24 protein-coding genes are annotated in these 25884 nt (G+C 70.0%); 6 read left to right on the top strand and 18 right to left on the bottom strand.

Annotation, left to right across the window (positions count from 1 at the left end):
- Nucleotides 1-9: 9 nt before the first annotated feature.
- From nadB to ACJ8AT_RS37510, 3 genes are read left to right on the top strand one after another with little or no spacing between them, the layout of a single operon-like run.
- Nucleotides 10-1599: an L-aspartate oxidase gene (gene nadB, locus ACJ8AT_RS37520; RefSeq protein WP_407742786.1), complete on the top strand. Its 1590-nt coding sequence runs from the start codon at nt 10-12 to the stop codon at nt 1597-1599.
- Nucleotides 1600-1605: 6 nt separating this feature from the next.
- On the top strand, nt 1606-2337 hold the full coding sequence (locus tag ACJ8AT_RS37515) for a rhomboid family intramembrane serine protease (protein ID WP_407742785.1): 732 nt from the start codon (nt 1606-1608) through the stop codon (nt 2335-2337).
- 1 nt (nt 2338) lies between these two features.
- Complete coding sequence (locus tag ACJ8AT_RS37510; RefSeq protein WP_407742784.1) at nt 2339-2932, top strand: TIGR00730 family Rossman fold protein; 594 nt, start codon at nt 2339-2341, stop codon at nt 2930-2932.
- Between the two features lie 6 nt (nt 2933-2938).
- Here the strand turns inward: ACJ8AT_RS37510 and ACJ8AT_RS37505 are convergent, their stop codons facing one another.
- The 9 genes from ACJ8AT_RS37505 to ACJ8AT_RS37465 form a co-directional block, all read right to left on the bottom strand.
- Nucleotides 2939-3568 carry a hypothetical protein gene (locus tag ACJ8AT_RS37505; protein WP_407742783.1) on the bottom strand — a complete coding sequence of 210 codons (630 nt, stop codon included), beginning with the start codon at nt 3566-3568 and terminating at the stop codon, nt 2939-2941.
- On the bottom strand, nt 3565-4131 hold the full coding sequence (gene pyrE / locus ACJ8AT_RS37500) for an orotate phosphoribosyltransferase (protein WP_407742782.1): 567 nt from the start codon (nt 4129-4131) through the stop codon (nt 3565-3567). The genes ACJ8AT_RS37505 and pyrE overlap by 4 nt, the downstream gene beginning before the upstream one ends.
- Entirely contained in the window at nt 4132-4971 is an 840-nt protein-coding gene (locus tag ACJ8AT_RS37495) for a ParB N-terminal domain-containing protein (protein WP_407742781.1), read from the bottom strand.
- Between the two features lie 71 nt (nt 4972-5042).
- Nucleotides 5043-5711: a polymer-forming cytoskeletal protein gene (locus tag ACJ8AT_RS37490; protein ID WP_407742780.1), complete on the bottom strand. Its 669-nt coding sequence runs from the start codon at nt 5709-5711 to the stop codon at nt 5043-5045.
- 3 nt (nt 5712-5714) lie between these two features.
- A complete protein-coding gene (locus ACJ8AT_RS37485) occupies nt 5715-6038 on the bottom strand; it encodes a polymer-forming cytoskeletal protein (RefSeq protein WP_044192222.1) in 324 nt (107 codons plus the stop codon).
- Between the two features lie 57 nt (nt 6039-6095).
- Nucleotides 6096-6437 carry a bactofilin BacN gene (gene bacN, locus ACJ8AT_RS37480; RefSeq protein ID WP_407742779.1) on the bottom strand — a complete coding sequence of 114 codons (342 nt, stop codon included), beginning with the start codon at nt 6435-6437 and terminating at the stop codon, nt 6096-6098.
- Between the two features lie 49 nt (nt 6438-6486).
- Complete coding sequence (locus tag ACJ8AT_RS37475; protein WP_407742778.1) at nt 6487-7326, bottom strand: lysophospholipase; 840 nt, start codon at nt 7324-7326, stop codon at nt 6487-6489.
- Between the two features lie 14 nt (nt 7327-7340).
- Complete coding sequence (locus ACJ8AT_RS37470) at nt 7341-9209, bottom strand: tetratricopeptide repeat protein (RefSeq protein WP_407742777.1); 1869 nt, start codon at nt 9207-9209, stop codon at nt 7341-7343.
- 43 nt (nt 9210-9252) lie between these two features.
- Nucleotides 9253-11757 (bottom strand): ATP-binding protein, encoded by a 2505-nt coding sequence (locus tag ACJ8AT_RS37465; protein ID WP_407742776.1) that lies wholly within the window; start codon nt 11755-11757, stop codon nt 9253-9255.
- A gap of 194 nt (nt 11758-11951) precedes the next feature.
- On the opposite strand from ACJ8AT_RS37465, the gene ACJ8AT_RS37460 reads away from it, so the two are divergent.
- From ACJ8AT_RS37460 to ACJ8AT_RS37450, 3 genes are all read left to right on the top strand, one after another.
- Complete coding sequence (locus tag ACJ8AT_RS37460) at nt 11952-14147, top strand: OmpA family protein (RefSeq protein ID WP_407742775.1); 2196 nt, start codon at nt 11952-11954, stop codon at nt 14145-14147.
- A 33-nt stretch (nt 14148-14180) separates the two neighbouring features.
- Nucleotides 14181-15785: a hypothetical protein gene (locus ACJ8AT_RS37455; RefSeq protein WP_407742774.1), complete on the top strand. Its 1605-nt coding sequence runs from the start codon at nt 14181-14183 to the stop codon at nt 15783-15785.
- An 88-nt stretch (nt 15786-15873) separates the two neighbouring features.
- Nucleotides 15874-16581 (top strand): hypothetical protein, encoded by a 708-nt coding sequence (locus ACJ8AT_RS37450; RefSeq protein WP_407742773.1) that lies wholly within the window; start codon nt 15874-15876, stop codon nt 16579-16581.
- Nucleotides 16582-16614: 33 nt separating this feature from the next.
- Here ACJ8AT_RS37450 and ACJ8AT_RS37445 read toward each other — a convergent pair whose 3' ends face one another.
- The 9 genes from ACJ8AT_RS37445 to ACJ8AT_RS37405 form a co-directional block, all read right to left on the bottom strand.
- Entirely contained in the window at nt 16615-17169 is a 555-nt protein-coding gene (locus tag ACJ8AT_RS37445; RefSeq protein ID WP_407742772.1) for a Uma2 family endonuclease, read from the bottom strand.
- A 165-nt stretch (nt 17170-17334) separates the two neighbouring features.
- A complete protein-coding gene (locus ACJ8AT_RS37440) occupies nt 17335-18261 on the bottom strand; it encodes a pirin family protein (protein ID WP_407742771.1) in 927 nt (308 codons plus the stop codon).
- A gap of 12 nt (nt 18262-18273) precedes the next feature.
- Nucleotides 18274-19026: a TlyA family RNA methyltransferase gene (locus ACJ8AT_RS37435; protein WP_407742770.1), complete on the bottom strand. Its 753-nt coding sequence runs from the start codon at nt 19024-19026 to the stop codon at nt 18274-18276.
- Nucleotides 19023-20771: a 1-deoxy-D-xylulose-5-phosphate synthase gene (locus ACJ8AT_RS37430; RefSeq protein WP_407742769.1), complete on the bottom strand. Its 1749-nt coding sequence runs from the start codon at nt 20769-20771 to the stop codon at nt 19023-19025. Before ACJ8AT_RS37430 ends, ACJ8AT_RS37435 begins: the two co-directional genes overlap by 4 nt.
- Nucleotides 20768-21661: a polyprenyl synthetase family protein gene (locus ACJ8AT_RS37425; RefSeq protein ID WP_407742768.1), complete on the bottom strand. Its 894-nt coding sequence runs from the start codon at nt 21659-21661 to the stop codon at nt 20768-20770. The genes ACJ8AT_RS37430 and ACJ8AT_RS37425 overlap by 4 nt, the downstream gene beginning before the upstream one ends.
- A gap of 5 nt (nt 21662-21666) precedes the next feature.
- Complete coding sequence (locus ACJ8AT_RS37420; RefSeq protein WP_407742767.1) at nt 21667-22056, bottom strand: PleD family two-component system response regulator; 390 nt, start codon at nt 22054-22056, stop codon at nt 21667-21669.
- Between the two features lie 23 nt (nt 22057-22079).
- Complete coding sequence (locus tag ACJ8AT_RS37415; protein ID WP_407742818.1) at nt 22080-22412, bottom strand: exodeoxyribonuclease VII small subunit; 333 nt, start codon at nt 22410-22412, stop codon at nt 22080-22082.
- A gap of 76 nt (nt 22413-22488) precedes the next feature.
- Nucleotides 22489-24225: an exodeoxyribonuclease VII large subunit gene (xseA, locus tag ACJ8AT_RS37410; protein WP_407742766.1), complete on the bottom strand. Its 1737-nt coding sequence runs from the start codon at nt 24223-24225 to the stop codon at nt 22489-22491.
- The gene (locus ACJ8AT_RS37405) at nt 24222-25880 is read right to left on the bottom strand and encodes an FHA domain-containing protein (RefSeq protein WP_407742765.1); all 1659 of its coding nucleotides are present in this window, start codon (nt 25878-25880) and stop codon (nt 24222-24224) included. The genes xseA and ACJ8AT_RS37405 overlap by 4 nt, the downstream gene beginning before the upstream one ends.
- Between the last annotated feature and the right edge of the window lie 4 nt (nt 25881-25884).

Below are 25884 nucleotides of genomic sequence, written 5' to 3'. Positions count from 1 at the left end.
CTGTCCTCCATGCCCCTGCGCTTCGATTTCCTCGTCCTGGGTGGCGGCGTGGCCGGCCTCTCGTTCGCCCTCCAAGCAGCACGGCATGGCTCCGTCGCCGTGCTCACCAAGCGGGAGCGGTACGAGGGCAACACTCAGTACGCCCAGGGCGGCATCGCCAGCGTGCTGGAGCCCACGGATTCCTTCGAGGCCCACGTCCAGGACACCCTGGTGGCCGGCGCCGGCATCTGCCACCCGGACGCGGTGGAGGTGACGGTGCGAGAGGGCCCCGAGCGCGTCCGGGAGCTCGTCTCGCTGGGCGCGGAGTTCAACCGGGGCGCCTCGGGCGAGTTCGATCTGACGCGCGAGGGAGGCCACTCGGCCCGGCGCATCGTCCACGCGGGGGACATCACCGGCCGAGAGGTGCAGCGGGCGCTGCTGGCCGCGTGTGACGCGCAGAAGAACATCACCTTCTTCCAGAACACGGCGGCGATCGATCTCATCCTCAACCAACGCCCCAGCCCGGGCCGTGCCAGCCGGTGCCTGGGCACCTACGCCCTCACCGAGAGCGGCCACATCGAGATGTTCCTGGGCAGGGTGACGGTGCTGGCCACGGGCGGCGCGGGCAAGGTGTACCTCTACACCTCGAACCCGGACGTGGCGACGGGGGACGGGGTGGCGATGGCGTACCGGGCGGGCGCACAGATCGCCAACATGGAGTTCTACCAGTTCCACCCCACCTGCCTGTACCACCCGGAGGCCAAGAGCTTCCTGATCAGCGAGGCCCTGCGCGGCGAGGGCGGCAAGCTGCGGCTGCGCAACGGGCAGACCTTCATGGAGCGCTACCACTCCCTCGGGGCGCTGGCGCCGCGCGACGTGGTGGCCCGCGCCATCGACGCGGAGCTCAAGCGCACCGGTGATGACTGCGTCTTCCTGGACATGACGCACCTGGGCCGCGCCTTCCTCACCGAGCGCTTCCCCAACATCTACGCCACCTGCAAGGCGTTCAACATCGACATGGCGGTGCAGCCCATCCCGGTGGTGCCCGCGGCCCACTACATGTGCGGCGGCGTGGTGACGGATCTGTCCGGCCGCACCTCGGTGGCGGGGCTCTACGCCATTGGCGAGGTGGCCCACACCGGCCTGCACGGGGCCAACCGGCTGGCCTCCAACTCGCTGCTGGAGGGGCTCGTCTTCGGGCACCGCGCCGCCCACGTCACCGCCGAGGAGGTGCGCGCGCTCGCGTCGCTCCAGCAGGAGCCCCCCGAGTGGGATCCCGGCAGCGCGGTGGACTCGGACGAGAGCGTGGTCGTCACCCACAACTGGGACGAGATCCGCCGCCTGATGTGGAACTACGTGGGCATCGTCCGCACGGACAAGCGGCTGATGCGGGCGCGGCGCCGGTTGGATCTGCTGCGCGAGGAGATCCGTGACTACTACTGGCGCTTCAAGGTGACTCGGGACGTGATCGAGCTGCGCAACATCGCCGATGTGGCCCACCTGATCGTCGACTGCGCCAGCCGCCGCAAGGAGAGCCGCGGCCTGCACTTCACGCTCGACTACCCCAACACCGACGAGCACCACTGGAAGCGTGACACCGTCGTCTCCCGGGAGATCTGACGTCCCATGGCGCGCTCGCCCCGCATCCTCGAAGATCCGTCCTCGGGAGAAACCCCACCCGAGCAGCAGCCCCCTGCCCGTCCGCCCGGGCTGCGCTGGACGCCGGTGTGCACCGCCATCATCGCGGGCTCGGTGGTGATGTACGTGCTGGGCCACGGCCACCTGTTGCCGCTGCTCTCCTCGAAGCCGGACGCCCTCGCGCTGGCGCAAGGGGGCAATCCGCTCGCGCTCTACGGGCCGCTCGTGCAGCAAGGCGAGTACTGGCGGATGCTGAGCTGCGTCTTCGAGCACGGCAACCTGATCCACATCCTCTTCAACATGTCGGTGGTGTGGACGCTGGGCTTCATGCTGGAGCGGGCCATCGGGAGCTGGCGCTTCCTGGGCCTCTCCGTCGTCACGGCCCTGGGCGCGTCCGCCTTCTCTCTCTTCTTCGACTTCGATCGGCCCATGGTGGGCGCCTCGGGGATGATCCTCGGCTGGGCGGGGGCCATGCTCCCCATTGCCACCGAGCAGGGCCGGCGGCAGTTGGGCACCTGGCTGGTACAGGTGGTGGTCATCAGCTTGCTGCCCGGCGTGAGCTGGGCGGGACACCTGGGAGGCTTCCTCTTCGGCCTGCCCTGCGGCGCGGCCCTGCGGATGGGACGTCCGGTGTACGCGAAGGCGCTCCCCTTGATTCTCTTCATCACCGCGGTGGTGGCGCTGTTCGCCGCGCACCCGGAACGGCGGTGGGGTTTCTGACATGGACCTGCGGACGGTGTGCGTCTTCTGTGGCTCTCGGCCCGGAGCCCGGCCCGAGTTCCTCGCCGGGGCCCAGTCGCTCGGAGAGGAGCTGGCGCGCCGCAAGCTCACGCTGATCTACGGAGGTGCCAGCGTGGGCCTCATGGGAGCCATCGCGGACGCCGTGCTCTCCGCGGGCGGCCGGGCGGTGGGAGTGCTCCCCCTCTCCCTGCAGCAGCGCGAGATTGGCCACCAGGGCCTGCACGAGCTGCACCTGGTGAACTCGATGCACGAGCGCAAGGCGCTCATGGCCAGGCGCGCGGATGCCTTCGTGGCCCTGCCGGGTGGCTTCGGTACTTTCGACGAGCTGTTCGAGATCATCACCTGGGGGCAGCTCGGCCTGCACAGCAAGCCCATCGGGCTGCTGGACGTGGGGGGCTACTTCCAGCCGCTGATCGCCATGCTTCGCCGGGGCGTGGAGGACGGCTTCATCCCCGAGGCCCACGAGCGCCCCTTCGCCGTGAGCCCCTCGGCGGGAGAGCTGCTGGATCGGCTCCAGGCCGGCCCGACGATGCAGACCACGGAGAAGTGGCTGCGCCGGACCGAGGAGACGTGAGCCCCTTCAGCGCGCGTGCACCCGCAGCTCGGTGTGGCCGAGCGTGGAGGCGATCCGCAGGTGCACGTACGAGGCGCTGTCCGGGATGACTGGCGTCCCGTCCGGGAGCCGCTTCGGGAAGCGCACCCGGTAGGCCACCCAGAACACCCCCAGGTACGGGTACGTGGCGCGCATGTTCAGGTCCGCCCGGCCAATGCGCTCGATGCTCACCGGCTCCACCTCCACCGAGGGCGTCACCATGACGATCCTCCAGATGGAGTTGCGATACGAGAAGTCCTCGAAGCGGTAGTCGTTGACGTGGACGCCCAGGAAGAACTCGTTGTACTGCGCCTCGTCGGCGCGCTCCTTCGCCAGCAACTCCTCCACGCGCGGCTTCGGCAGGTACTGGAACTCCGCCAGGCGCTTCACCCGCGCCTCGCGGAAGCGCATCGTCTGGAACGTCGCCGCGGCGAACATGCGCGTGTCGAAGCCGTCGTAGACCTCTCCTCGATCGGAGTACTGGTCGAAGAGTTCCTGATACTCCTGCTCGGCCCGGCGATCGGCCAGCTGCGGCGCCGGATCCCCAATGGTGGGAGGAGTGGTGGTGCAGCCTGAGAGCACCCCCAGCAGCGCCGCGACACGAAGCCCCTGCTTCACGGAATGAAGTCCTTGCGGTTGAAGAGCGTGAAGAGCCGGTAGCCAGCGGCCTCGACCGCCTCGCGCCCGCCCTCGAGCCGGTCCACCAGCGCGAACGCTCCGAGCACCTTCAGCCCCTCGGACTGCGCCCGCTCGATGGCCTTCAGCGTGGAGGCCCCCGTCGTCACCACGTCCTCGACGATGGCCACGGGCGCATTCAGCCCGAGCGCGGACAGGCCCTCGATCCACTGGCCCGTGCCGTGCCCCTTGGGCTCCTTGCGGACGATGAAGGCCTCCACCGGAGTGCCCGCCAGGTAGCTGGTGAGGCTCACCGCCGAGGCGATCGGATCCGCACCCAGCGTCAGCCCGCCCACGCCCACCGCCAGCGGGGCCTCGCGGATGATCGCGTCCAGCAGCAGCCGGCCGATCAGGAAGTGTCCCTCGGCCAGCAGCGCCGTGCGCTTGCAGTCGATGTAGAAGTCCGACTCCTTGCCCGAGGAGAGCACCACCTTGCGCTGCTCGAAGGAGCGCTCGGTGAGCAGCTCCAAGAGCCGCGACCGGTCTCGAGCCAGCGCGCTGTTCATCTACAAGCCCTCCAGGTACGCCACCAGCTCCGCCGAGTACCGCAGCTGCATGAGCAGCTCCGCCCGGCGGGACTCATCCAGCGAGGTGAACACGTCCGCCAGCAACGAGAGATCCTGGTTGAGCGCCCCCAGCCGCTGCGCCGCGTCCGCGGCCAGCTCGTCCGCGTCGACCTCCTCCTCCGTCGACTCGGGAGCGAGCTCGTCGTCCGTGGCCAGTGCCTTCTCCAGCATGTCGCGCGTGGCGGCGCTCAGGCGCCCTTGCGCCTCGAGCTGGGCGCGCGTGGCCTCGAGCTGCTCGCGATCCACCGGGCTGGCGTGGATGGCCGCCGCCAGCGCCAGCAGCAGCGCATCCTCGTCCGACAGCGACGTGTGGATGCGCGCCTGCACGCGATCCCGCTTGAGGAAGCGCAGCGCCGCGACCCGCCGGAAGCCGCAGATGATCTGGTAGCGGTTCGGTCCGCTGGGGCGGACGTCCACCGGGAAGAGCTGGCCCAGCCGCGCGACATCCGTGGCCAGCTTGGAGATCTCCCCCTCGGGGCGGATCCGGAAGGTGGCATCCTCCTCCACCTGATCCAGCGCAATGGCGGACAGGCTCGTCTCGCCCGTCAGCGGCCGCACTGGCACCTCGGGAGCGGCCTCGGACGGCTCCGGCTCCGGCTCTTCAGTGGGTGTCCCGGGCATGGACTCTCCCGCGCCCAGCAGGATGGCCTGCCCCGTAGGCCCTTCGGCTCGTGGCTCCGGATTCGGAGACACGCCCTCGCCCTGGGCCGGCGCGGAGGATGACTCCCCCGCGGTGTCCGGCTTCCCATCCTCTCCGTCGACCCTGTTCTCGGCGTCCATCGGCTCCCCTGGCTCGGCCCGGCGCCGTGCCGTCGCACGTCACCGTGCCGGCACGGCGAAAGCCGCCCGCTCTAGCGGGCCTTCTTTTTCACCACGACCTTCTTCTTGGCGCCAGCGCCAACGACGGGCGGAACTGGCGCGGTGGGCTCTCCCTTGCCCGCGGTCCCAGCGGCCGCGGCGCCTCCCGTGGCCCCGGCAGCCCCAGCGGCAGCCGGAGGAGGCGGAGGAGGAGGCACCGGCTTGGCCGCCGGCCTGGCAGCCGGCGGAGGCGGCGCAACGGGCCGTCCCCCCATGACAGGCCGAGCCGGAGGCATGGGACGCGCCGGCGCCGTACCCGGGCGCACCGTGGGCCGCGCCACCACCGGACGCGAAGCGGGCACGCGGCCCGGCTCTACCTCGCCCATGTCCACGCGGCCGCGGAAGCTGGCGCCGTCCACGATGATGACGCGCGGGGCGCGGATGTCGCCCACCATGCGGCCCTCGCGGGTGAGCTCCACGCTCTCGGTGGCGTTGATGTTGCCCACCACCACGCCGCTGACGATGGCGTTGCGCACCGCCACGTTCGCCTTCACCACGCCCGTGGTCTCCACGATGAGGGTCTTGCTGAGCGTCAGCTCGCCCTCCACGCGGCCACGGACCGTGAGGTCCTCGTCCCCCGTCAGCTTGCCGCTGATGAGGATGGACGGGCCCACCACCGTGTTATTGCCGGTTGTGCCGGCCGTCTCTTTCGCGAGGGCCACGCGTCATCGCTCCTTCTGATCCATGTCGACGTTGCCCTTGAAGGAGGCTCCGTCGGCGATGAGGATGCGCGGGGCCTTGATGTCGCCCACCACGCGGCAGTCCTGCTTGAGCTCGACCTTGTCGCTGGCGACGATGTTGCCCGTCACCCGGCCGGCGATCTCCACATTCTGCGTCTCGATGTCCGCCTCGACGACGCCGCTGCCCTCGACGAAGAGGCTTTCCTTGAGGGAGATCTTCCCCTTCACCGTGCCCTGGATGACCAGATCCTCGTCACCGGAGATCTCCCCGTCGATGACGATGCTCGAACCAATGACCGTGTTCGCCATGAGTGTTGCACCCCTCCGAAGGGTTGTGCTTCTTCGTCCCGAAGTGGCCGGGACTTGCTAGATGTCGTCCGGCAGCTTCACTTCCATCTCGATGGAGCCGTTGAACACCGCTCCATCCTCGATGATGACGCGCGGGGCCTTGATGTCACCGGCCACCTTGGCCGAGGCGTTGATGGACACCCGGGCCGAGGCGTCGATGTTGCCGCTGGCCTCGCCGTTGATGGTGAGCTCCTCGGCGCGGATGTCCGCCTGGACCTTGCCCGTGCTCTCGATGGTGAGGTGGTTCTTGAGGGCGATCTGCCCCTCCACCCGCCCCTCGATGACGAGATCTCCCCCGCCGGTGAGGCTGCCCTTGATGACGATGCCCTTGCCGATGATGCCCGTTTCGCCCTGTGCCATGCGGTGAACCTCGGAAGCGCCAGTCGCTGAAGACCGCGCCTTGATTATGTCAGAGATGGGCGGAGATCCAGCCGGAGATATCCCGGAACACTTCCTCGCGCCCCAGCTCGTTCAGGGGCTCGTGCAACATGCCGGGATACTCCTTGAACTTCTTGTCCGTGGAGCCGACCGTCTCGAAGAAGGACCGTGCCGCCGCCGGCGCGGCCACGCCATCGTTTGATCCACAAAGGATGAAAATGGGTGCTGTCACCCGAACGGCCTGAGCCGCGGCCTCGGCCTGGGCGCGGGTGGACTCGACGAACCAGCGCGGGGTGACGGTGCGGATGTAGAGCGGGTCCTCGGCGGTGGCGCGGACGATGGCCATGTCCCGCGTGAGGTGCTCGGGCTTGAGCTCGTTCTGGATGGGCAGCCACGGCACCACCTTGCCCACGATGCGCGCCGCGAAGAGCTTCGAGGCGGGAGGAACGATGGCCAGCTTGAAGTACGGGGCTGACAGCACCAGCCCGGCGATGCCCTCCAGCCCGCCGCGCGCCACCAGGGCGGCCGCCATCAGCCCGCCGTGGCTGTGGCCGAGCATGAAGGCCTTCTGCCCGCCGGCGGCCTTGCGGACCCGCTCCCAGAAGAGGGCCAGATCGTCCAGGTAGTCCGGCCACTTGTCGCAGAACCCCCGGCGTCCGTCCGCCCGGCCGTGGCCCCGGTAGTCAAAGCCGTGGACGGCGAAGCCCTCGGCCACCAGCGCCTCGGTGACGGGGCGGTAGCGGCCAATGTGGTCCGCATAGCCGTGCACGAGCGCCACATGGGCCCGCGGCGCGGCCTCGGGGAGATCCAACGTCCAGAAGAGCCGGAGGTGGTCCTTCGCGGTGAAGAAGCCCTCGTCGTGGCGCGCCATATGGGGCCGGGAACTTAGCGGCCCGCAGCCTCCGAGGACAGCATCTTCAGCTTCTGCTCCAGTTGCAGCCGCTGCAGGGGGGGATCGGCGGCCTCCGGGTCCAGCGTCAGGACCTCGATGGCTCGGCGCCAGGCGGACACCGCGTCCGAGCGGCGAGAGGCCTCCCGGTAGGCCTCTCCCAGGTGTTCCAGGATGACGGGCTCGTCCGGCTCGAGCTGCGAGGCCCGCTCCAGCGCCTCCACCGCGCGCTGGTACTCCCCGCGCTGGAAGTACACCCAGCCGAGCGAATCGAGGAAGGAGCCGGTATCCGGCTGTAGCTCCAGCGCGCGCAGCACCAGGCGCTCGGCCTCGGGGAGATCCTTGCACTTCTGGGCGAGCAGGTAGCCGATGAAGTTCATGGCCGAGGCGTTGTCCGCGCGGAGCGCCAGCACCGCGCGCATCTGCGCCACGGCCTTGTCCGCGTCCCCCTGCCAGTCGTAGGCGGTGGCCAGCGCGTACAGGAGGGCCTCGTCCCGAGGGTGCCGGGAGACGGCCTCACTGAGCAGCGCCACGGCCTCCGCCGGACGCCCCCGGCGGTGCTGGGTGGCGGCGAGTGCCGTATACAGCTCGGCGGCGGGGTTGCGCGCCAGCGCCTCCTTGAGCACGGCCTCGGCCTTGTCCGCGGAGCCTCCCCGCTCGAGCGCCCGGGCGTACTGCACCCGCAGGGTCACATCGTCTGGAGCCTCCTTCGTGGAGGCCTCATAGAGCGCGATCGCCTGGGCATGCTGCCCCACCCGGGAGAGCGCCCCGGCGCGGCGGGCGCGCACCTCGTCGAAGAGCTCGGAGGACTCGGGCACCTCGGCATAGGCGGCCGCGGCCTCGGCGAACTGGCGCTGCCGCTCGTGCACCAGCCCCGCGTAATAGGAGATGCGGGGCTCCATCAGCTTGCCCTTGCGGGCCGTGTCCAGCACCTCCGCCGCGGCGGAGATCTCCCGTGAGGCCAGGAAGGCGAAGGCCACGCGCACCGTCAGCTCGGGATCATTCGAGATCGACAGCAAGCGATCGAAGTACGCCCGCGCCCGGGTGGCGGAGCCCTGCTTGAGGGCAATGCGCCCCGCGGACAGCAGCACCTCGCGGTTGTCCGGGTCATGCTCCAGCGCGCGAGCCAGGGCTTCCTCGGCTTGGGCGGAGCGCCCGCTGCCCTCGTACAGCCGGGCCAGCGTCGTCCACACCTCCACGTCCGCCGGATCCCGCTCGACGGCGTGGGCGAGCAGCTTCTCCGCGCGGCTCTTGTCCCCGCGCTCGGCCAGCGCCAGCCCCAGGCGGCGGTAACCGGAGGCCTCGCCCGGGAGCGCCACGGCTAGCTCCTCCACCACCTTCACCGCCTCCTCCGGCTGCTTCATCTCCAGGTGGAGCTGAGCCAGCACGAGGTACGCCTCGGGCTCACGGGGCTTGAGCGTCACCGCCCGGCGCAGCTGCAGCTTCGCCTTCGGGTAGTGCCCCTCCTCCATCAGCACCCGGCCGATCATCACATGGGCCGGGTAGTACTGGGGCGACAGCTCCACCGCCTTGCGCAGCTCGGCCTCGGCCTTGGGGAGCTCTCCCAGGCGGGCGTACTCCTGGCCCAGCTGGGTGAGGAGGTAGGGGTTGCCCTCGTCCGTGGCGAGCGCCATGCGCAGCTCATCCACCGCCGCCCGGTGAGCGCCCGAGATCTCCAGGAGCTGGGCCTGGAGGAAGTGCGAGTAGCTGGCCGGCGAGGCGAACTCCTCCGGCTCCTGCCCCGCGTCGATGGCCTCGCGCATGGCCTCGCGGTCCACCTTGACGCGCTTGGGCGGCGCGGCGGCCGCGGACAGGCCCGCCAGCAGGAGCAGCGGCACGGCTCGGATGGCACGAAGGGAGCGCACGCGGGCTCTCATTCTAACGCCTGCGCGTCCGCCGCACAGGCCGTCAGCTCATGCTGGTGATGGGAGCGCCGAGCTTGTCCAGAATCCGATCCACCGGATCGCTGTCCTGGCTCACGTCCGCCACCGCCTGCTGGTAGGCGATGCCCGTGGCGGTCTGCATCTCCGGCAGCAGGCGCTGGAGCACGGTCCGCGCTCCGCCCACGTCGCACTCGGGCAGCATGATGGCGAACACGCCCGAGCCCATGTGGGCCACGGCGTCCGGGCCCCGCAGCTGCTTGCGCAGCACGTCCGGGGCGCCCCGGGGCATGTCCGGCAGAGGCCGCTCGGGCCGCAGCACCGCCACGCACATGTGCCGGTGGTAGCGGCGGCTCTTGGAGACCTCCACCTCCAGCTTCGTCAGCAGGCCGCGCTTGTCGTACAGGTTGGTGCCCGGATCGCTCCCCATGCGCACCGCCACCGAGGCGCCAGCCCGCTCGGTCTCCGCCGAGGCCGAGGGCGTCTTGAGGGCGCGCTCGGTGCGGTTGAGCAGCTCCATCGCGTTGAAGGGCTTGCTCATGTAGTCCACGGCGCCCAGGTTGAGCGCGCGGACCTTCTCCGCCACGCCCTGGTGCGCCGACAGGAGGATGACCGGGATGTGCGCCGTGTCCGTGGAGGACTTGAGCGCCACCGTGGCCTCCAGGCCGTCCAGCTTGGGCAGGAACACGTCCATCACCACCAGATCCGGCCGCAGGTTGCGCGCCTTGGCCACGCCCTCCTGCCCATCTCGGGCCACCTCCACGCGGTAGCGCGAGCGCAGCACCTCGGCGAGCACCGCGGCGATCTCCGCCTCGTCCTCCACCACCAGCACGCGCGGCTGCTGCGGCTCGATGGGCACCGGCGTCTGCGACTTGCGAGGCGCCTCCTGGGCCATGGGCAGCGTGAAGACGAAGATGCAGCCGCCCTCCGGCGCGTTCTCCGCCCAGATCTCTCCGCCGTGCAGCTCGACGAACTCCTTGCAGATGGCCAGCCCCAGCCCCGTGCCCTTGGGCCCATGGCGGTAGCGATCAAACACCAGGTGCACCTCGTCCGGAGGGATGCCCGGCCCGTCGTCCTGCACGGTGATCTTCACCGCGTCCCCGTCCGGCCGCGTCAGCCGCACCGCGCGCACCGTCACGTTGCCCTTGTCCTTCGCGTGCTGGATGGCGTTGGTGATGAGGTTCTGCAGCACCTCGTGCAGCTTCACCTCGTCACCGATGAGCATCAGGCTCTCGGAGGGCTCGGCGCGCAGGGTGATTCCCCGCTGCGCGGCCAGGATGTTCAGCTCGGTGGTGCTCTCCTTGCAGAGGTGGGCCACGTCCAGCTTGCGCGGCTCGATGGACAGCCGCGCCGCCTCGCCCTTGCCCTTCTCCAGCAGCGACTCGACCAGCCCGAGGATCTTCCGGCCCTGGCGGATCATCGCCTCCACGGACATCTTCTGGTCCGCGGTGATCTGGCTCTCCAGCAGCAGCCGCCCGTGGCCCAGCAGCACCTGCAGCGGGGCGCGCAAGTCATGGCTGCACACCGCGATGATCTCGTCCTTGAGCCGGTTGAGCTCCTTGAGGCGGCGGTTGGCGTCCGAGAGCTCGCGGTAGCGCTCCACGTACGCCAGCTCCAGGTCCTCGCGCTTGCGCTTGACGGCGGTGTGCAGGCGCGCGTTGCGGATGGAGTTGGCCAGCACCGCGGCGACGGCTTGCGCGAAGGCCTGCTCGTCCCGGCCGAACGAGGTGCCCACGCGCGAGTGCCGCAGGAAGAGCGCGCCCAGCAGCTCGTCCTGGCACACCAGCGGCTGCACCAGCACCGAGTGCACGCCCACCGCCATGATGTTGGGCCGCACCTCGGCCATCAGCGGATCATTCTCCGCGCGCTCGATCAGCACCGGCTGGCGCGTCTCCAGCGCCCGGCGCAGCTCCGGGTAGCGGGAGATCTCGATCTCCAGCTGCACCAGCGACGGATCCTCCTGCGTGGCCACCACCGTGCCCGTACGGGCGTGCGAGCCCTCCACCAGCACCACCGAGCAGCGATCCGAGCCGGTGACGCGGCCCACCTTGTCCACGGCGATGCGCAGGATGGCGTCCAGCTCCAGCGAGCTGGTGGCCGCCTCGGTGATCTCCAGCAGCATCCCCATCCGCAGCCGGGTGCGCTCCTCGGTCTCGCGCAGGCGGCCCGCGCGCAGCGCCGCCTCGAGCCGGGGCACCATCTCCTCGGCGCCGCGGATGATGCCGTCCACCGCCAGCTTCTTCAGGAGGTCGGCCGAGCGCGAGCGCGTCGCGTCCGCCAGCACCGGCACGTTGCGCAGCTGAGCAATGCCGCGCAGGCCCTCCAGCGTCTCCGCCGCTCGCTTGGCCGCCGAGGCCAGCAGGATGACCTCCGGCTGGAGGCTGCCCACCAGCTGCGGCACGCCCTCCATGTCATCGGCGATGGCGCACTGGAAGCCACTCTCCGAGAGCCGGGAGGCCAAGGATTCACTGGCCGTCCGTGCGCCGATCACCAGGACTCGGCCGCGCTGCTCCGGCGATACGGTGACTCTCAAGACAACCCCCGACGAACAGGGGCAGACTCGGCCCCAGGAGAAAATGGACTCAGGCCGTTGCCCGCCGGAGCCCTCATGATGTTGGCATCCCGAATCATGCCGTTGATCTCTCGTGCGGACCAGCAGACGACGCGCAGCCACCCAGGGTGGCCCAGGAATTGAGAGGGTGGACGCGAGGCGTATACTCCGCCGCCGTGCGTCCCCCGCGAACCTTCTCGCCGCTCAGCCTTCTGCGTACCTCGCTCCTGACGGCTACCCTCGTCGCGAGCCTTGCCCGCGCTCAGACCCTCGACGAGCTCTACCCCCGCCCCCACCATTCCCCACCCACCCCAGCATCACCCGCAGCAGTAAAATCCGCTCTGGCTGCGAATGACAAGCAGCCTGCCACACAGGCGCTCGCGGCTCCCACGGCTGGCGGGAAGCAGCCGGCGCAGGGAGCCACCGCCGAGAGCGAGCCGGTCATCGTCTCCACGCAGGAGCGCTTCCTGCCCGAGGGAGAGCAGCACAGCCCCTCCACCCTGCACAACGCGTGGACGGATCCGAAGAACCTGCGCCACACCTCCAGCGCGGTGGGAGACGTGGGGCTGCTGCGCGTGGCGGGCGCGGATCCGGGAGCCAGGGGCGTGCTGCGCTTCTCCGTCCTGGGCGAGTACTTCAAGAGCGGCGACTTCCCCGTCGTCGGCGCGCAGAACACGCGCAGCTCGGCCACCTTCTCGGCCTCGTATGTGCCGCTGGACTTCCTGGAGTTCTTCGCCGCGTACTCCGCCTCGGCGAACACCAACTCGCGCTCGTCCCCCAACCTGATCCAGGCGCTCGGGGATATTACGGTGGGAGCGCGCGCCTCGCGCCAGTGGACCCGGGGCTTCTGGGCCGGCGTCGACGTGCGAGCCCTGTCCTTCTCCGGCGTGGGCAATCAGGACGTGAGCCAGTACGTGTTCGGCTTCTCGCCGCGCGTGGTGGCCACCTATGACGTGCGGGAGCGCTACCCGAAGATCCCGCTGCGCGTGCACGGCAACCTGGGCATGGTGCTGGACGGGACGGGCAACCTGGTGAACTCCACCCAGCTCAACGCCGCCGAGGAGTACGCGCTCAACGTCAACCGCTACACCCGCGTGAGCCTGGCGCTCGGGGCCGAGGCGCCGCTGCCGGGAGTGACGCCCTTCCTCGAGTTCAACCTGGCCTACCCGCTGGGCGTGGAGGGCGATGGCCTGATCGCCCCGGACGGGCAGACCGTGTCCGCGGCCAGCGCGGCCTACAAGACACTCAACCTGGGCGCCAAGGTCACCGCCGTGCGCGATGTCACCTTCACCGTGGGAGCCGAGCTGGGCCTCACGCGTGCGGTGGGCCTGGGCGTGCCGGCCACCCCGCCCGTCAACCTGGTGCTCGGCGTCTCCTATGCCGTGGATCTGCTCGGGCGCGGAGGGACTCGGATCATCGAGACGGTGCGCGAGCGGAAGGTGGAGGGTGCTCCCCTTCCCACGACGGTCCAGGTGCCCCCGACGGCGGCCACGGTCCAGACGGCCCAGGTGTCGGGCGTGGTGCTGGATGCCCAGACCCATAAGCCCCTGGCGGGCGTGCTGGTGACGGTGCCCGGAGCCGGGCTGCCTCCGGTGGCGACCGAGGCTGGGACCGGGCGCTTCCTCACGCAGCCGCTGCCGGCCGGGCCGGTGCGGCTCGCCGCGCAGAAGGACGGCTACCTCCTCAAGGAGCAGGACCTGAGGCTCACGGCGGGGCAGACCTCCACGGTGGAGCTAACGATGGAGGCCATGGCCCGCCCGGCCGTCTTCACCGTCTCCACCACCGCGCAGAAGAAGCCAGTGGCGGCCACGCTGAGCTTCCAGGGCCCGAAGAACCAGGAGCTCACCACCTCCGACTCCGCCGCGCCCGCGAAGCTGGAGCTGCCCCCGGGCCACTACATCGTGAACGTCACCGCCAAGGGCTACCTGGCGCAGACGCGCGGCGTCCAGCTCTCCGATGGGGCCACCCTGGCGCTCTCCTTCGAGCTGGAGCCCGAGCCCAAGAAGAAGCTGGTGGAGGTCAAGGGCGACAAGCTCGAGCTCCAGCAGCAGCTCCACTTCGGCAACGGCAAGTCCGAGGTCCTCGCGGACAACTCCCCGCTGCTGGCGCAGGTGGTGGACGCCATCGTGCGCAACGGCATCAAGCGCGTGCGGATCGAGGCCCACACCGACAACCAGGGCGACCCGGCGGTCAACCTGAAGCTCTCCAAGGACCGAGCGCAGGCGGTGGCGGCGTTCCTTACCAAGGCCGGAATCGACGCGTCGCGTCTGGAGGCCGAGGGCTACGGGGACACACGGCCCATCGCCCCCAACCTCACGCCGCGTGGGCGCGAGCTCAACCGGCGTGTGGAGTTCCTCATCCTGGAGCGGTGATCCCAAGGGCCGGCACGCGGTAGAGTCCGGCCCATGAAGGACTCCCTCCGACTGACGCTGTCGCGTGCCGTATTCCTGCCTCTCTCGATCCTGGCCCTCTCCTGCGGTGGAGGGTCCTCCAAGCCGCCCCCGAAGGATCCGCCGCAGGCCACGCTGAACGTGCCCAAGCCCAACACGGCTGGGCAGAAGCTCACGGTGCAGGTCAGCGCCACGGGCTGTGATCAGATCCAGAGCCTGTCGATCTACGACCGGGATACCTTCCTCAAGAGCGTCCCCTACAGCGGGCCGGGCATCGTGCCGGTGGATCTGGCGGCCAACGAGATCAAGTACACGAACGGCATCGCCGCCCAGCTTTCGCTCAAGGCGCGCGTGGTGTGCACGGACGGGCGCCAGAATGACTCGCAGCCGCAGCCGGCCACCTTCTTCCCGGCCGCCGAGGTAGTCGAAGCCCCCAGCGGCGGCCAGCTGGTGCCGGACAACTTCGTCACCGAAGGCACCCTGCCCTACATCTACTTCATCGGGTGCGGCAACGCCGAGGGCGGCATCCCCAAGCTCTTCAAGGTCGACAAGAACGGCAGGAGCCAGGTCGACCCGGTCAACATGCCGTTCCTGTGCACCTCGGGCACTGTCATCACCCCCAAGAACCCCGTCTCGGGCAAGCGCTGGGTGTGGACGCCCGGCGCGGGCGCCATGGCCATCGACTCGAACCTGAAGATCACCGCCCAGGTGGACATCCCCCTGGATCTGCTGGCCGTGGGTCAGGACGGAGACGCCGTCATCTCGGACCTGGGCTCGGGCGGCTCTCCCTCCCAGGTGGCCCGCATCAGCCACGTGGACGGCTCCATCAAGTGGAGCTACCCCCCCCGGGGCTTCGTCATCAACACGCCCTTGCCTCGGGTGGACGACGTCATGGTGGCCACCATCACCACCGACAGCGCTCCCACCGGCAAGGCGAACATCGTCGTGTCGCGCGTGGACTATGGCCGGCAGAACCCGGCGACGGGCGGAATCGAGCTGGGCAACTACATCATGAAGACGGTGGCCAGCAACGGCGTCCTCCCGAACTCGGCGCCGCCGAACGCGTTCAGCCCGGATGGCAACCAGCTGTACCTGTCCTTCACGGGCGTGGGGAACATCACCCAGATCTTCGCCTGCTCCACGCAGGCCGCCGGGTGTAGTGGAACGTCGCAGCGCTGGGCGACTCCCCCCACGCTCAATGCCCCGCTCGCGGCGATGGTGCCCTACGCCGCCGGCACCAAGCTGGCGGCCATCGCGGTCCAGAAGGTGTGGTTCCTCGATGCGAGCACCGGCGCGGTGCTCAACAAGGGCGGCGAGCCGCTCATCCCCGAGGGGGGGCTGGTGGTGCTCCAGGTCCAGTCCGGAGCGCCGCCCTATGCCCAGGCCTTCTACTTCCTGACAGGGCCGGCTCCGCGGGAGAACCTGCCGGCACCGCAGCCCCTGGAGATCGTCGCCACGGATGATCCCGCCAAGGGCGAGCTCTACCGCTACCAGATCAACGCCGGCAGCCTCTCGGCAGCGATGGATGACTCCGGCACGCTCTGGCTGCGCGTGGGAGGAGATCTCGTGCGCCCGCTGTCGCCGCCGGAGTACCGGCAGCAGGTCCCCGTCACGCCATAGGTACTGAATCGGGACAATCTCAAGGTCGAGGCGCTCCACGAGGCGCAGGCTCGTGATACACCCCCGTCCCACCACAGGAGGTGGATCTATGAGTACCCAGGTGTCCGGCTGGACGACCCTTGCTGAAGACCCCCCAGTGCTGGTGAAGGAATACAAGTTCGGCTCCGGCAGCGCCAACGCGCTGGCGGTCGCGTTGCCCGAGCGCAAGTGGATGATCATGAGCCCGCCCGCGAGCATCACGCCCGCGGATGTCGAAGGTTTCTCGAAGCTGGGCACGGTGGCCGCCCTGATCGAGAACAACGGCCTGCACCACCTCGGGCTCGGCCCCTGCCGCGCGCAGTTTCCAGAGGCCGTCACCTATGCCGCGCCGAGCGCAGCCGAGCGCATCCGCAAGAAAGGCCAGGACTTCGGGCAGCTCGAGCCGCTCGAGAAGCTGCAGCCGCTGCTCGGCAACAAGGTCGCGCTGATCCCCGTGGACGGCGCCAAGTTTGGCGACGTCTGCGTGCGGGTGCAGACCGAAAAGGGCACCTTGTTCTATGCGGGCGACTTCATCGCCAACATCCAGACCCTGCCGAAGAACCTGCTGTTCAAGCTGATGTTCAAGCTCACCGATTCGGGGCCGGGGCTCAAGGTGTTCGGCCTGTTCTTCTGGTTCTTCGTGTCCGACCGCAAAGCCGCGCGCGCCTGCCTGATCCGCGAGTTGGAGCAGAACCCGCCCACCATCCTGGTCCCCGCCCACGGCGACGTGGTCGCGCGCCAGGAGGTCGGCCCAACGCTGATCAGCATGCTGCGTTAGGCCCTGACCCCGGTTGACTGCTCAGAACGCTTCCTACTTCTCGCCCCAAAGGAAGGACAGCTCCAGCTCCAGGGACTCGAAGGGCTCGGCGCGTACGCGCGCCAGGCCCGTATGCGTGACGAGCAGCACGTAGCGAGTCCCCTCCAACCGGAACACCTCCAGCGTGCGCGCCTCTGGATCCATCAACCATACGTGCCGCACACCCTCGCGGGCATAGAGGGGAAGTTTGATGGCTCGATCCAGCGCGGCGGTGGAGGCAGAGAGCACCTCGCACACCCAGTCCGGCGCCAGGGAGAGAGCCGCCGTGCGCGGAGGCCGAGGCATGCGCTCCCGGCGCCAGCCCGCAAGGTCAGGCACCAAGACATCGTCGCCGAAGTGCAGCTCGGGCTCATCGAGGATGATCCACCCGCCAGGTCCGTCACGTCCTTCATCGAACGGGCCCGACAGCTTACCGCCCAGCCGAGAAGCCGCGACCGCGTGGGGGACCGCCGGCCGGGGACTGACGTGCAGCTCCCCAGCGATGAGCTCCCCCACCACGTGCGGAGGCAGTGCCTCCAGATCCGCGTAGGTGGCCGGCTTCCTTCCCATGACTTCCCCATCTCCCCCAACGCCCATCCCTGTTTCCATGGGGGTTGGGCATAGCAATCCGGTCTGACGCAAGAGGTCAGGCCTTGGGATCCTCCCTATCAGGTTGGCCCTGCTGGGCGCCGGATGCAAGGGGCTCCGGCGAGAGCACGTCCCTGGCTCGACCCGCTACGGGTAGACGACGGGGGGCGGCGGATCGTCGGGGAGCGGGATGAACTCGGTCTCCCCTGGGACCTTGGGGAAGCGCTCCGCTTTCCAGTCCTCCTTCGCCTGCTGAATCCGCTCCGGCGAGCTGGAGACGAGGTTCCAGTAGAGGTGCCGCGGCCCATCCATCGGCTCGCCGCCGAGCAGGATGACGCGGCTCTGGGCCTGCGCCCGGATCAGGGCTTCGCCGCGCCGGTTGAACACCAGCATCTCTCCCGCCTGGAAGACGGTCGAGCCCACCTGGATGCTCCCTTGAAGGACGTAGGCCGCGCGCTCGTCGTGCTCGGGCTTGAGCGTCAGGGCCGCTCCTTCGTCCAGCGAGACGTCCGCGTAGAACATCTCCGAGAACGTGCGCACGGGCGAGCGAGCACCGAAGAGACTCCCGATAACGAGGCGCATCCGCAGGCCCGTGTCCTCGATGACCGGCAGCGGATCCGCCCCGAAGTGCGAGAACGAAGGCTCCGTCTCCTCGTCCTTCTTCGGCAACGCCACCCAGAGCTGGGTCCCCAGAATCGGGCGGGCTCGCGTGCGCTCCTCCTGGGGAGAGCGTTCGGAGTGGACGATCCCACGGCCCGCCGTCATCCAGTTCAGCTCTCCCGGCACGATGCGCGCGACTGTGCCCAGGCTGTCCCGGTGGAGGATTGCTCCCTCGATCAAGTAGGTCACCGTCGCCAGCCCGATGTGCGGGTGGGGCCGGACATCCAAGCCGTGCCCCTCGAGAATCAGGGAGGGGCCGATCTGATCGAAGAAGATGAAGGGACCCACCATCTGGCGCGGGTTGGAGGGCAGCGCGCGACGCACCTGGAGACCGTCTCCGAGATCTCTCGTGCGAGGAATGATCACCGCCTCGAGTTCGTCAGGCAGTGGGTTCACGTCTTGATTCGAGCTCATGCCTCGCTCCCTCTATGCACCTGCTCGCGGCTTGTCGGCGACGAGGAGCGCTTCCACGTTGCCGGCAGGACCGGGCACCGTTGAGTCCATGAGTCCTCGCACCGTGAGCCCCTGCTCTCGGGCGAAGGCCACCACCGCGTCGATGGCTTCCTGGCGGGCGGCGGCGTCCCGCACCACGCCGCCCTTGCCGATGCGCTCCCGCCCCACCTCGAACTGGGGCTTCACCAACGCCACCAGCAACCCACCCGGCTCCAGGAACGGCAGCACCGAGGGCAGCACCTGGGTGAGCGAGATGAAGCTCACGTCGATCACGACCACTCCCACCTTCTCTGGGAGATCCTCCCCGGTGAGGTAGCGCGCGTTGACGCGCTCGCGCGAGCGCACGCGCGGGTCCGTCCTCAGCTTCTCGTGGAGCTGGCCGTAGCCCACGTCGATGGCGTGCACCCGGACCACGCCCTCTTGCAGGAGACAGTCGGTGAAGCCGCCGGTGCTCGCGCCAATGTCCGCGGCCACCTTCCCGCGCACGTCCAGCCCGAAGCGCTCGATGGCGCCCTTGAGCTTGAGCCCTCCGCGCGAGACATAGGGCAGCACCTCGCCCTTGAGCCGCAGCTCCGCCTCCACGGGCACCTGCGCGCCGGGCTTGTCCACCCGCTGATCCCCCACCACCACCTGGCCGGCCAGGATGAGCGCCTGGGCCTTGGCTCGGGACTCGGCCAGGCCTCGCTCCACCACGAGCACGTCCAGGCGCTCCTTGCGCGACTTCACCGGCCCGCTCCCAGCAGCTCGCGGCCCGCGCGCCTCAACCCCTCGACGTCCAGGCCCAGCTCCGCGCGCTGCACCCGCGCGTCTCCGTGCGGGACGAAGGTGTCCGGCATCCCCAGGAGCCGCACGCGCGGCGAGCGCCCGTTCGCGGCGTACAGCTCCAGCACCGCGCTCCCGAGCCCTCCGTGCGTCGTCCCCTCCTCCACCACCAGCACGTGCCCACAGGCCGCGGCCTCCAGCAGCGCCGGAGCATCCAGCGGACTCACGTAGCGCGCGTCCAACACGCTCCACCCCGTCTCCGCCCGAGCCGCCGCCAGCGCGTTCAGCCCGAGCGGCCCCAGCGTCACCAGGGCCAGCCGCGGCGACTCGGCCTTCAGCAGCCAGCGAGCCCCCTGGAGGGGAGCCACGCCAGGGTGCAGCTCGGGCGTCAGGGGAGGCAGCGTGCCTCGCGGGAAGCGAATGAGGCTCGGCCCCGAGGACTGGAGCGCGGTGGCCAGCATGGGAGGAAGGTCCTCCCCCACCACCGGCGCCATCAACGCCAGCCCTGGCACCGCCCGGAGCGAAGAGAGGTCATAGGCGCCCTGGTGCGTGGCTCCATCCGCGCCCACCAGCCCCGCGCGGTCCACCGCGAAGACGACGGGCAGCCTCGGCAGACACACGTCGTGGATCACCTGATCAAACGCGCGCTGGAGGAACGTGGAGTAGATGGCGCATACGGGCCGAGCCCCCGCCGCGGCCAGGCCCGCGCAGAAGGTGACGGCGTGCTGCTCGGCGATGCCCACGTCGTAGACCCGGCTGGGGTAGCGGAGCTTCAGCCCCACCAGCGCGGAGCCCTCCAGCATGGCCGGCGTCACCACCACCACGCGCGGATCCCTCGCCATCGCCTCGTCGAGCGCCGCGGAGAAGGCCTCGCTGAAGGTGCGCTGGCCCTTGCGCGAGCGCACCAGCTTGCCGTCACGCCACTCGTACGGGCCCATGGCGTGGCCGCGCGTCTGCGTGTCCTCCTCAGCCGGAGGAAAGCCCCGGCCCTTCTGAGTCATCGCGTGCACCACCACGGGCCGCGACGAGGCCCGCGCCTCGCGCAAGGCCGCCATCATCGGGCCGAGCTCGTGCCCGGCCACCGGACCGACGTAGGTGAAGCCCAGCCCCTCGAAGAAGTCCCGGGCCTCGCGAGTCCGCAGCAGCGCGGGGATGGCGCCCACGTTGGCGGAGATGGACATCTGGTTGTCGTTGAGCACCACCACCAGCGGCAGCGTCGAGCCTCCCGCGTTGTTGAGGCCCTCGAAGGTCAGCCCTCCGGTGAGCGCGCCATCCCCCACCACCGCCACCACGTGCCCCTTCTGGCCCAGCACGCGCCGCCCCTCGAGCATCCCCAGCGCGGCCGAGACCGCCGTGCACGCATGCCCCGCAAGGAGCGCATCGTGCGGGCTCTCCCGAGGATCCAGGAAGGGCGCGACACCGCCCGCCTGCCGCAGCGTGCCCATGCGCTCGCGCCGCCCGGTGAGGAGCTTGTGCGCGTAGGCCTGGTGCCCCACATCGAAGAGGATCGCGTCCTGCGGCGAGTGGAACACCCGGTGCAGCGCGACGATGAGCTCCACCGCTCCGAGCGAGGCCCCCAGGTGGCCACCCACCCGCCCACAGACCGAGATGATCTCCTCGCGGAGCTCCTCACACAGGCGCGGCAGCTCCGCCTCGGGCAGCGCCCTCACATCCGCGGGCGCGTGAATGCCCGGGAGGAGTCGCGTCACGAGTTCCGCTCCAAGATGTAGCGCGCCAGCAAGGACAGCGGGCCTCCCTTGCCTTCGATGGGCTCCACGGCCGTCACCGCGTCCCTCACCATGCGCTCGGCCAGCACCCAGGAGGCCTCCAGCCCGATGACGGCGGGGAAGGTGTGGCGGCCCGCCGCGGCATCCGCTCTCACCGGCTTGCCCATCTTCTTCGCATCCCCCGTGACGTCGAGGATGTCATCGGCGATCTGGAATGCCAGGCCCACGGCCTCGCCATAGGAGTCCGCCTGGTGGAGCTGCTCGACGCTCCCGCCCGCGGACAGCACGCCCATGCGGCAGGCCGCCCGGATCAGCGCGCCCGTCTTCATGCCGTGCAACTTCGTGAGGTAGTCCATCAGCGCGGGCCGGTCCTCGGCGATGTCCAGCACCTGCCCGCCCACCATGCCCGTGGCACCCGCCGACAAGGCCAGCTCGCGGCAGAGCGGGATCCGGACCGGCTCCGAGCCTGCGCCCACCAGCCCGAAGGCCTCCGTGAGCAGCGCGTCCCCGGCCAGCACGGCAATCGCCTCGCCGAACACCTTGTGGGAGGTGGGACGGCCCCGGCGCAGATCGTCATCATCCATGGCCGGCAGATCGTCATGGATGAGCGAGTAGGTATGGACGTACTCCAGCGCGCAGGCCGCGTCCTCCGCGACGCGCAGCGCGCTGCTCTGCTGGGAGACCGCATCCGCGAAGGTCAGGCACAGCACCGGCCGCAGCCGCTTGCCCCCCGCCATCAGCGAGTAGCGCATGGCCTCGGCCAGTAAGGGGGGAGTCCCTGAAGGCTCCCAGCGGGCCGCTCGCGCGTGCAGCAGCGCCTCCACGCGCGCCTGCTGCTCCTGCAGGAAGTGCTTCAAATCAAGCGTGCTCACGGGAGTCAGTGCTCCTCCGGTACCGCGGCCGGCACCAGCTCACGAATACGCGCGGTCAGGCTCTCGAGATCCAGCGGCTTCACGAAGTAGTCGGCGGCGCCAGCCTCGATCCCCTTGCGGCGATCCTCGGGCTCCCCGCGCCCGCTGATGAAGATGACCGGAATGTCCCGGAAGTTCTCGTTCTTCTTCACGGCCTTGCACAGCTCGAAGCCGTCGATCCAGGACATGTTCACGTCCAGGAGGATGAGGTGCGGGCGGCGCAGCTGCAGCGAGGAGATCAACCGCAGCCCGTTGGCCGCGCTCGCCACCTCGAAGCCCTCCGTCTCCAGCGCCATCGCGAGCAGCTCGCGCGTGTCGCGGTCGTCATCGACGATGATGATTCTGGGCTTCTCCATGCCGGCTCCGCGCGCTGCGCCCGTCAGAACGGAACGTCATCCTCGGGGGGTGACTTGCTCGCGGCCGAGGCCCGAGGCGCCGCCGCGGGCGCGGGCCGGTTGCCCGCCACCAACGGAGCCGCCCCTTCCCGGCCCTCCTCGTCCACCAGCAACTGCTCGATCCGCTGCTCCGCCTCGTTGAGCAGCTTCTCGCCCTTGCGTACCAGCCGGATGCCCTCCTCGAAAGCCTTGAGCGACTCCTCGAGCGACAACGCGCCGCTCTCCAGCTTCGCCACCATCTCCTCGAGCCGCGCCACCACGTCTCCGTACTGCTCGGGCGCGGCCTCCGCCGCCTTGCCTGACTTCGACACGTCCAGCTCCTCCAACCCAGTGGATTGGGCGCGCGACTCTAGAGGACACCCCGCCCCAGGGCCAGCCCGGACTGCCGCTCTGTCAGCAATCCACCGGCCCCTTCACCGCCGTCACGGTGGCCTCGATCTCCTCACAGCCATCCAATGACTTCGCTCCACTACTGGCGAGTTTGATACCCAGCACCTCACCCGGCTGCACATCCGAGATGGTGCGCACGACGGCCCCATCCCGCCGCCGCATGGTCACCGAGTAGCCACGAGCCATGACCTTCAGTGGACTCATGGCATCCAGCCTGGCCTCCAGGCGCTGGAAGCGCCGCTGAGCCTCCGAGAGCACGAGCCGCTGCAAGCTCGCCAGGCGGGCCTTCTTGTCCGCCAGCTTCGCCCGCTCCGCCGCCACCCGCGCCGTGGGAGAGGCTCGCTCCAGCCCGAGCTGCCCCTTGGCCAGCTCGGCCCGCCGGGAGGAGATGCTCGTCCGGGCCGCCTCCTGGAGCCGCGCCGCCAGCCGCAGCAGGTGCGAGCGCTGCTCGCCGAGCCGGGCCTGGGGCCTCGCGCGCTGGAGCCGCTCATGCAGCCCCCGGAGCTGCTCCCGGCGCTCGCGCTGAGCTGGACGCAGCGCGCGCATCATCGCCTCGAGCTGCTCGGAGAGGAACAGCCGCTCCTGCCCCATGCGCCGCCGGGGATCCACCAACCGCCCGGCCAGGCTGCCCTGCCGCTCGCGCAGCTCCACCAGCCGCCGCGTCGCCGCCTGGCGCAGCCGCGAGGCATGGGTGGCCAGCGTCAGCTCCAGATCGCTCAGCACCGGCGAGAGCCGCTCGGCCGCCGCGCTGGGCGTGGGCGCCCGCCAGTCCGCCACGAAGTCCGAGATGGTGAAGTCGATCTCGTGCCCGATGGCCGACACCACCGGCACGGGCGCGGCATGGATGGCTCGCGCGACGAGCTCCTCATTGAACGTCCAGAGATCCTCCACCGAGCCGCCGCCGCGCGTGACGACGATCACGTCCACGTCCGTGCGGCCCAGCCGCTCGATGGCCCGCGCCACCTCCGCCGCCGAGCCCTCGCCCTGCACGCGTGCGTCGCACAGCAGCACGCTCAGCCGCGGGTTGCGCGAGTGAAGCACGCGCAGGAAGTCCTGCAACGCCGCGCCGGTGCGGCTCGTCACCACGCCGATGCGCCGGGGCAGGAAGGGCAGCGGGCGCGGTGGCCGGACACGCCGGTCACCCATGAGCCCCTCGGCGGCCAGCCGCTCCTTGAGCTGCTCGAAGGCGAGCGCGCGAGCGCCCTCCCCCACCGGCTCCACTCGCTGGATGATCAGGCTGTAGCGGCCCTGGGGCGCGTACACGTCCACGCTGCCCTCGGCCACCACCTCCAGCCCATCCCGCAGCGAGAAGCGCAGCCGCGCCGCCTGCGAGGCCCACACCTTCGCGTCGATGCAGGCCTCGGCGTCCTTCAGGGTGAAGTACAGGTGGCCCCGCGCGTTGGCGCCCCGGAAGCCGGACACCTCGCCGCGCACGAGGACGCGGGGGTAGCGCGCCTCGATGGTCTCCTTGAGCTGCCGGGTCAGCTCGCCCACCGTGAGCACGGTGCGAGCGGGACGGGCCGGAGCCCCGGGCAGGGAGGGCAGCGGCGCCGAGACCTCGGACACGCTCGGCTTCTCCATGGGCGGCGCCTTCTCGGGCGGGGCGGGCGGCTGAGGCGGAGGGGGCGGCTCGGAGGGAGCCACCACCACGAGCGGCTGGCTCGCTGGCTCGATCGCCCCGAACAGATCCCCCTGCCCGGCGACAGAGGTCTCTTCACCCGCCTTGCGCCGACGCTTCATCGCGAGAGCTGATCAAGCCACTTCTGCGCCTTCTCGTGCGTCTCGTCATCCGCGGGCGTCATCGCGAGCACCTCCTTGAACTTCGGGATGGCGTCCTCGGGGTTGGAGTCCTTGAGCGCATAGGCCTGGAGGAAGACATCCTTCGCCTTGCCGCGCAGATCGTTGAGGATGTTCGAGGCCCCCGCGTGGCTGGGATCCGCCTGGAGCGTGCGCCGGGCGTACTCCACCGCACGCGCCCACTGGCCCGCGGCCTTCGCCGCCGAGGCGCTCTTGTAGAAGATGTTCGCCGCGCGCGTGCCCGCGTTCCGCGCCATCTTGCTGGGCCCGCGCGAGCCGGTGATGTCCTTGTCCAGCGACAGCAGGCGCGCCAGCCCCTTGGCGTCCAGATCCTCCAGCTTCTTGTAGAGGTTGTTGAACTCGGTGATGTCCTTCATCAGCGTCTTGCACTTGGGCTGCTTGGCCGAGCACGCGTTGAGCAGCGCCACCGCGCCGGACACGTCCGCGTCCACGAAGCGGGCCACGGCCTGCTCCCAGGGCGGCGCGGTGGGCGGCGGCGGCGCCGGCACCACGGGCCGATCACGGATGGTGATGAGCCGCACGGCCTCGTCGTTGATCAGCTTGGCGTCGCGATGCTCGGGGAAGGTCGCCAGCACGTCGTCGGTGATGGCCTTGGCCGGATCCAGCTGCTTGTTGTCCAGCAGCGTCCGAGCCTCCTTCGTCTGCACGTCGGCGGTGTCCTGCAGATGGCGCTTCAGCTTGGCCACCTGCTCGAACATCGTCGTCTCGGCGGTGATCTTCTCCAGCTCCGCCTTGGCCACCGCCAGCTTCTTCTCGCCGAGCGCCGCCTGGGCCGCGTTGAAGTGCTCCTGGTTGGGGATCTCCTTCTGCACCCGCTCCAGGTAGTCCTGCAGGCCGGGATAGTCGGGCGCCGCCGTCTGCAGCTCCTCCAGCTTGGCCTTGGCGTCGGTCCACTTCCCCTCGCGGATGAGGTTCTTGGCGTCCTGGAAGATGGCCGACAGGCGGGCGCGCTCCTTGCCCTCCTGGATCTTCACGACCAGCTCGCGCTCCATGATGGCCTTGCGGCGCATCTGCAGGACCACGAGGCCCGAGCCCGCCACCACCAGCGCGAGCGCCACCACCGCCACGGCGAACTTCTTCTTCTTCTGCGCCGCCGGATCCACCGGCTTCGCCATCGTGCGGCCCGGCCGCACGCGCTCGGGCCGCGCCGGACGCGCCGGGGCCCCAGCGCCCGTGGCCGCGCGAGGCCGCGACGGGCCCGGAGTGATCGCCACCATCATCGTGGAGTTGGCCACGTCGGAGAACGTCACCTCCGTGTCCCCCATGGTGATGACGTCGCCGTTGGCCAGCACCGTCTCGTCGGTGATGGACTCACCGTTGACGAGCGTGCCGTTGCCCGAGCCCAGATCGCTCACCGTCCAGCCGCTGCCCACCTGGCGCAGCATGATGTGCTTGCGCGAGACGGAGGTGTCCTGGATACAGATGGGGTTGTCCGTCGCGCGTCCGACGACGTACTCGCCCTCCTCCAGGTTGAACTCTTCACCGGCCTTGGGACCGGCGGACACCACCAGCTTGGGACCATTGAACGGCATGGGCTCGGCAGCCCGCACCGCGGCGGTCGCCCCCGTCTTGCGCACGGGC

The sequence above is a fragment of the Hyalangium sp. genome, from assembly GCF_045802625.1.
GTDB lineage: Bacteria > Myxococcota > Myxococcia > Myxococcales > Myxococcaceae > Hyalangium.
Note: the sequence above shows the minus strand (reverse complement) of the source record. Positions and strands in the feature narration are given on the sequence as shown.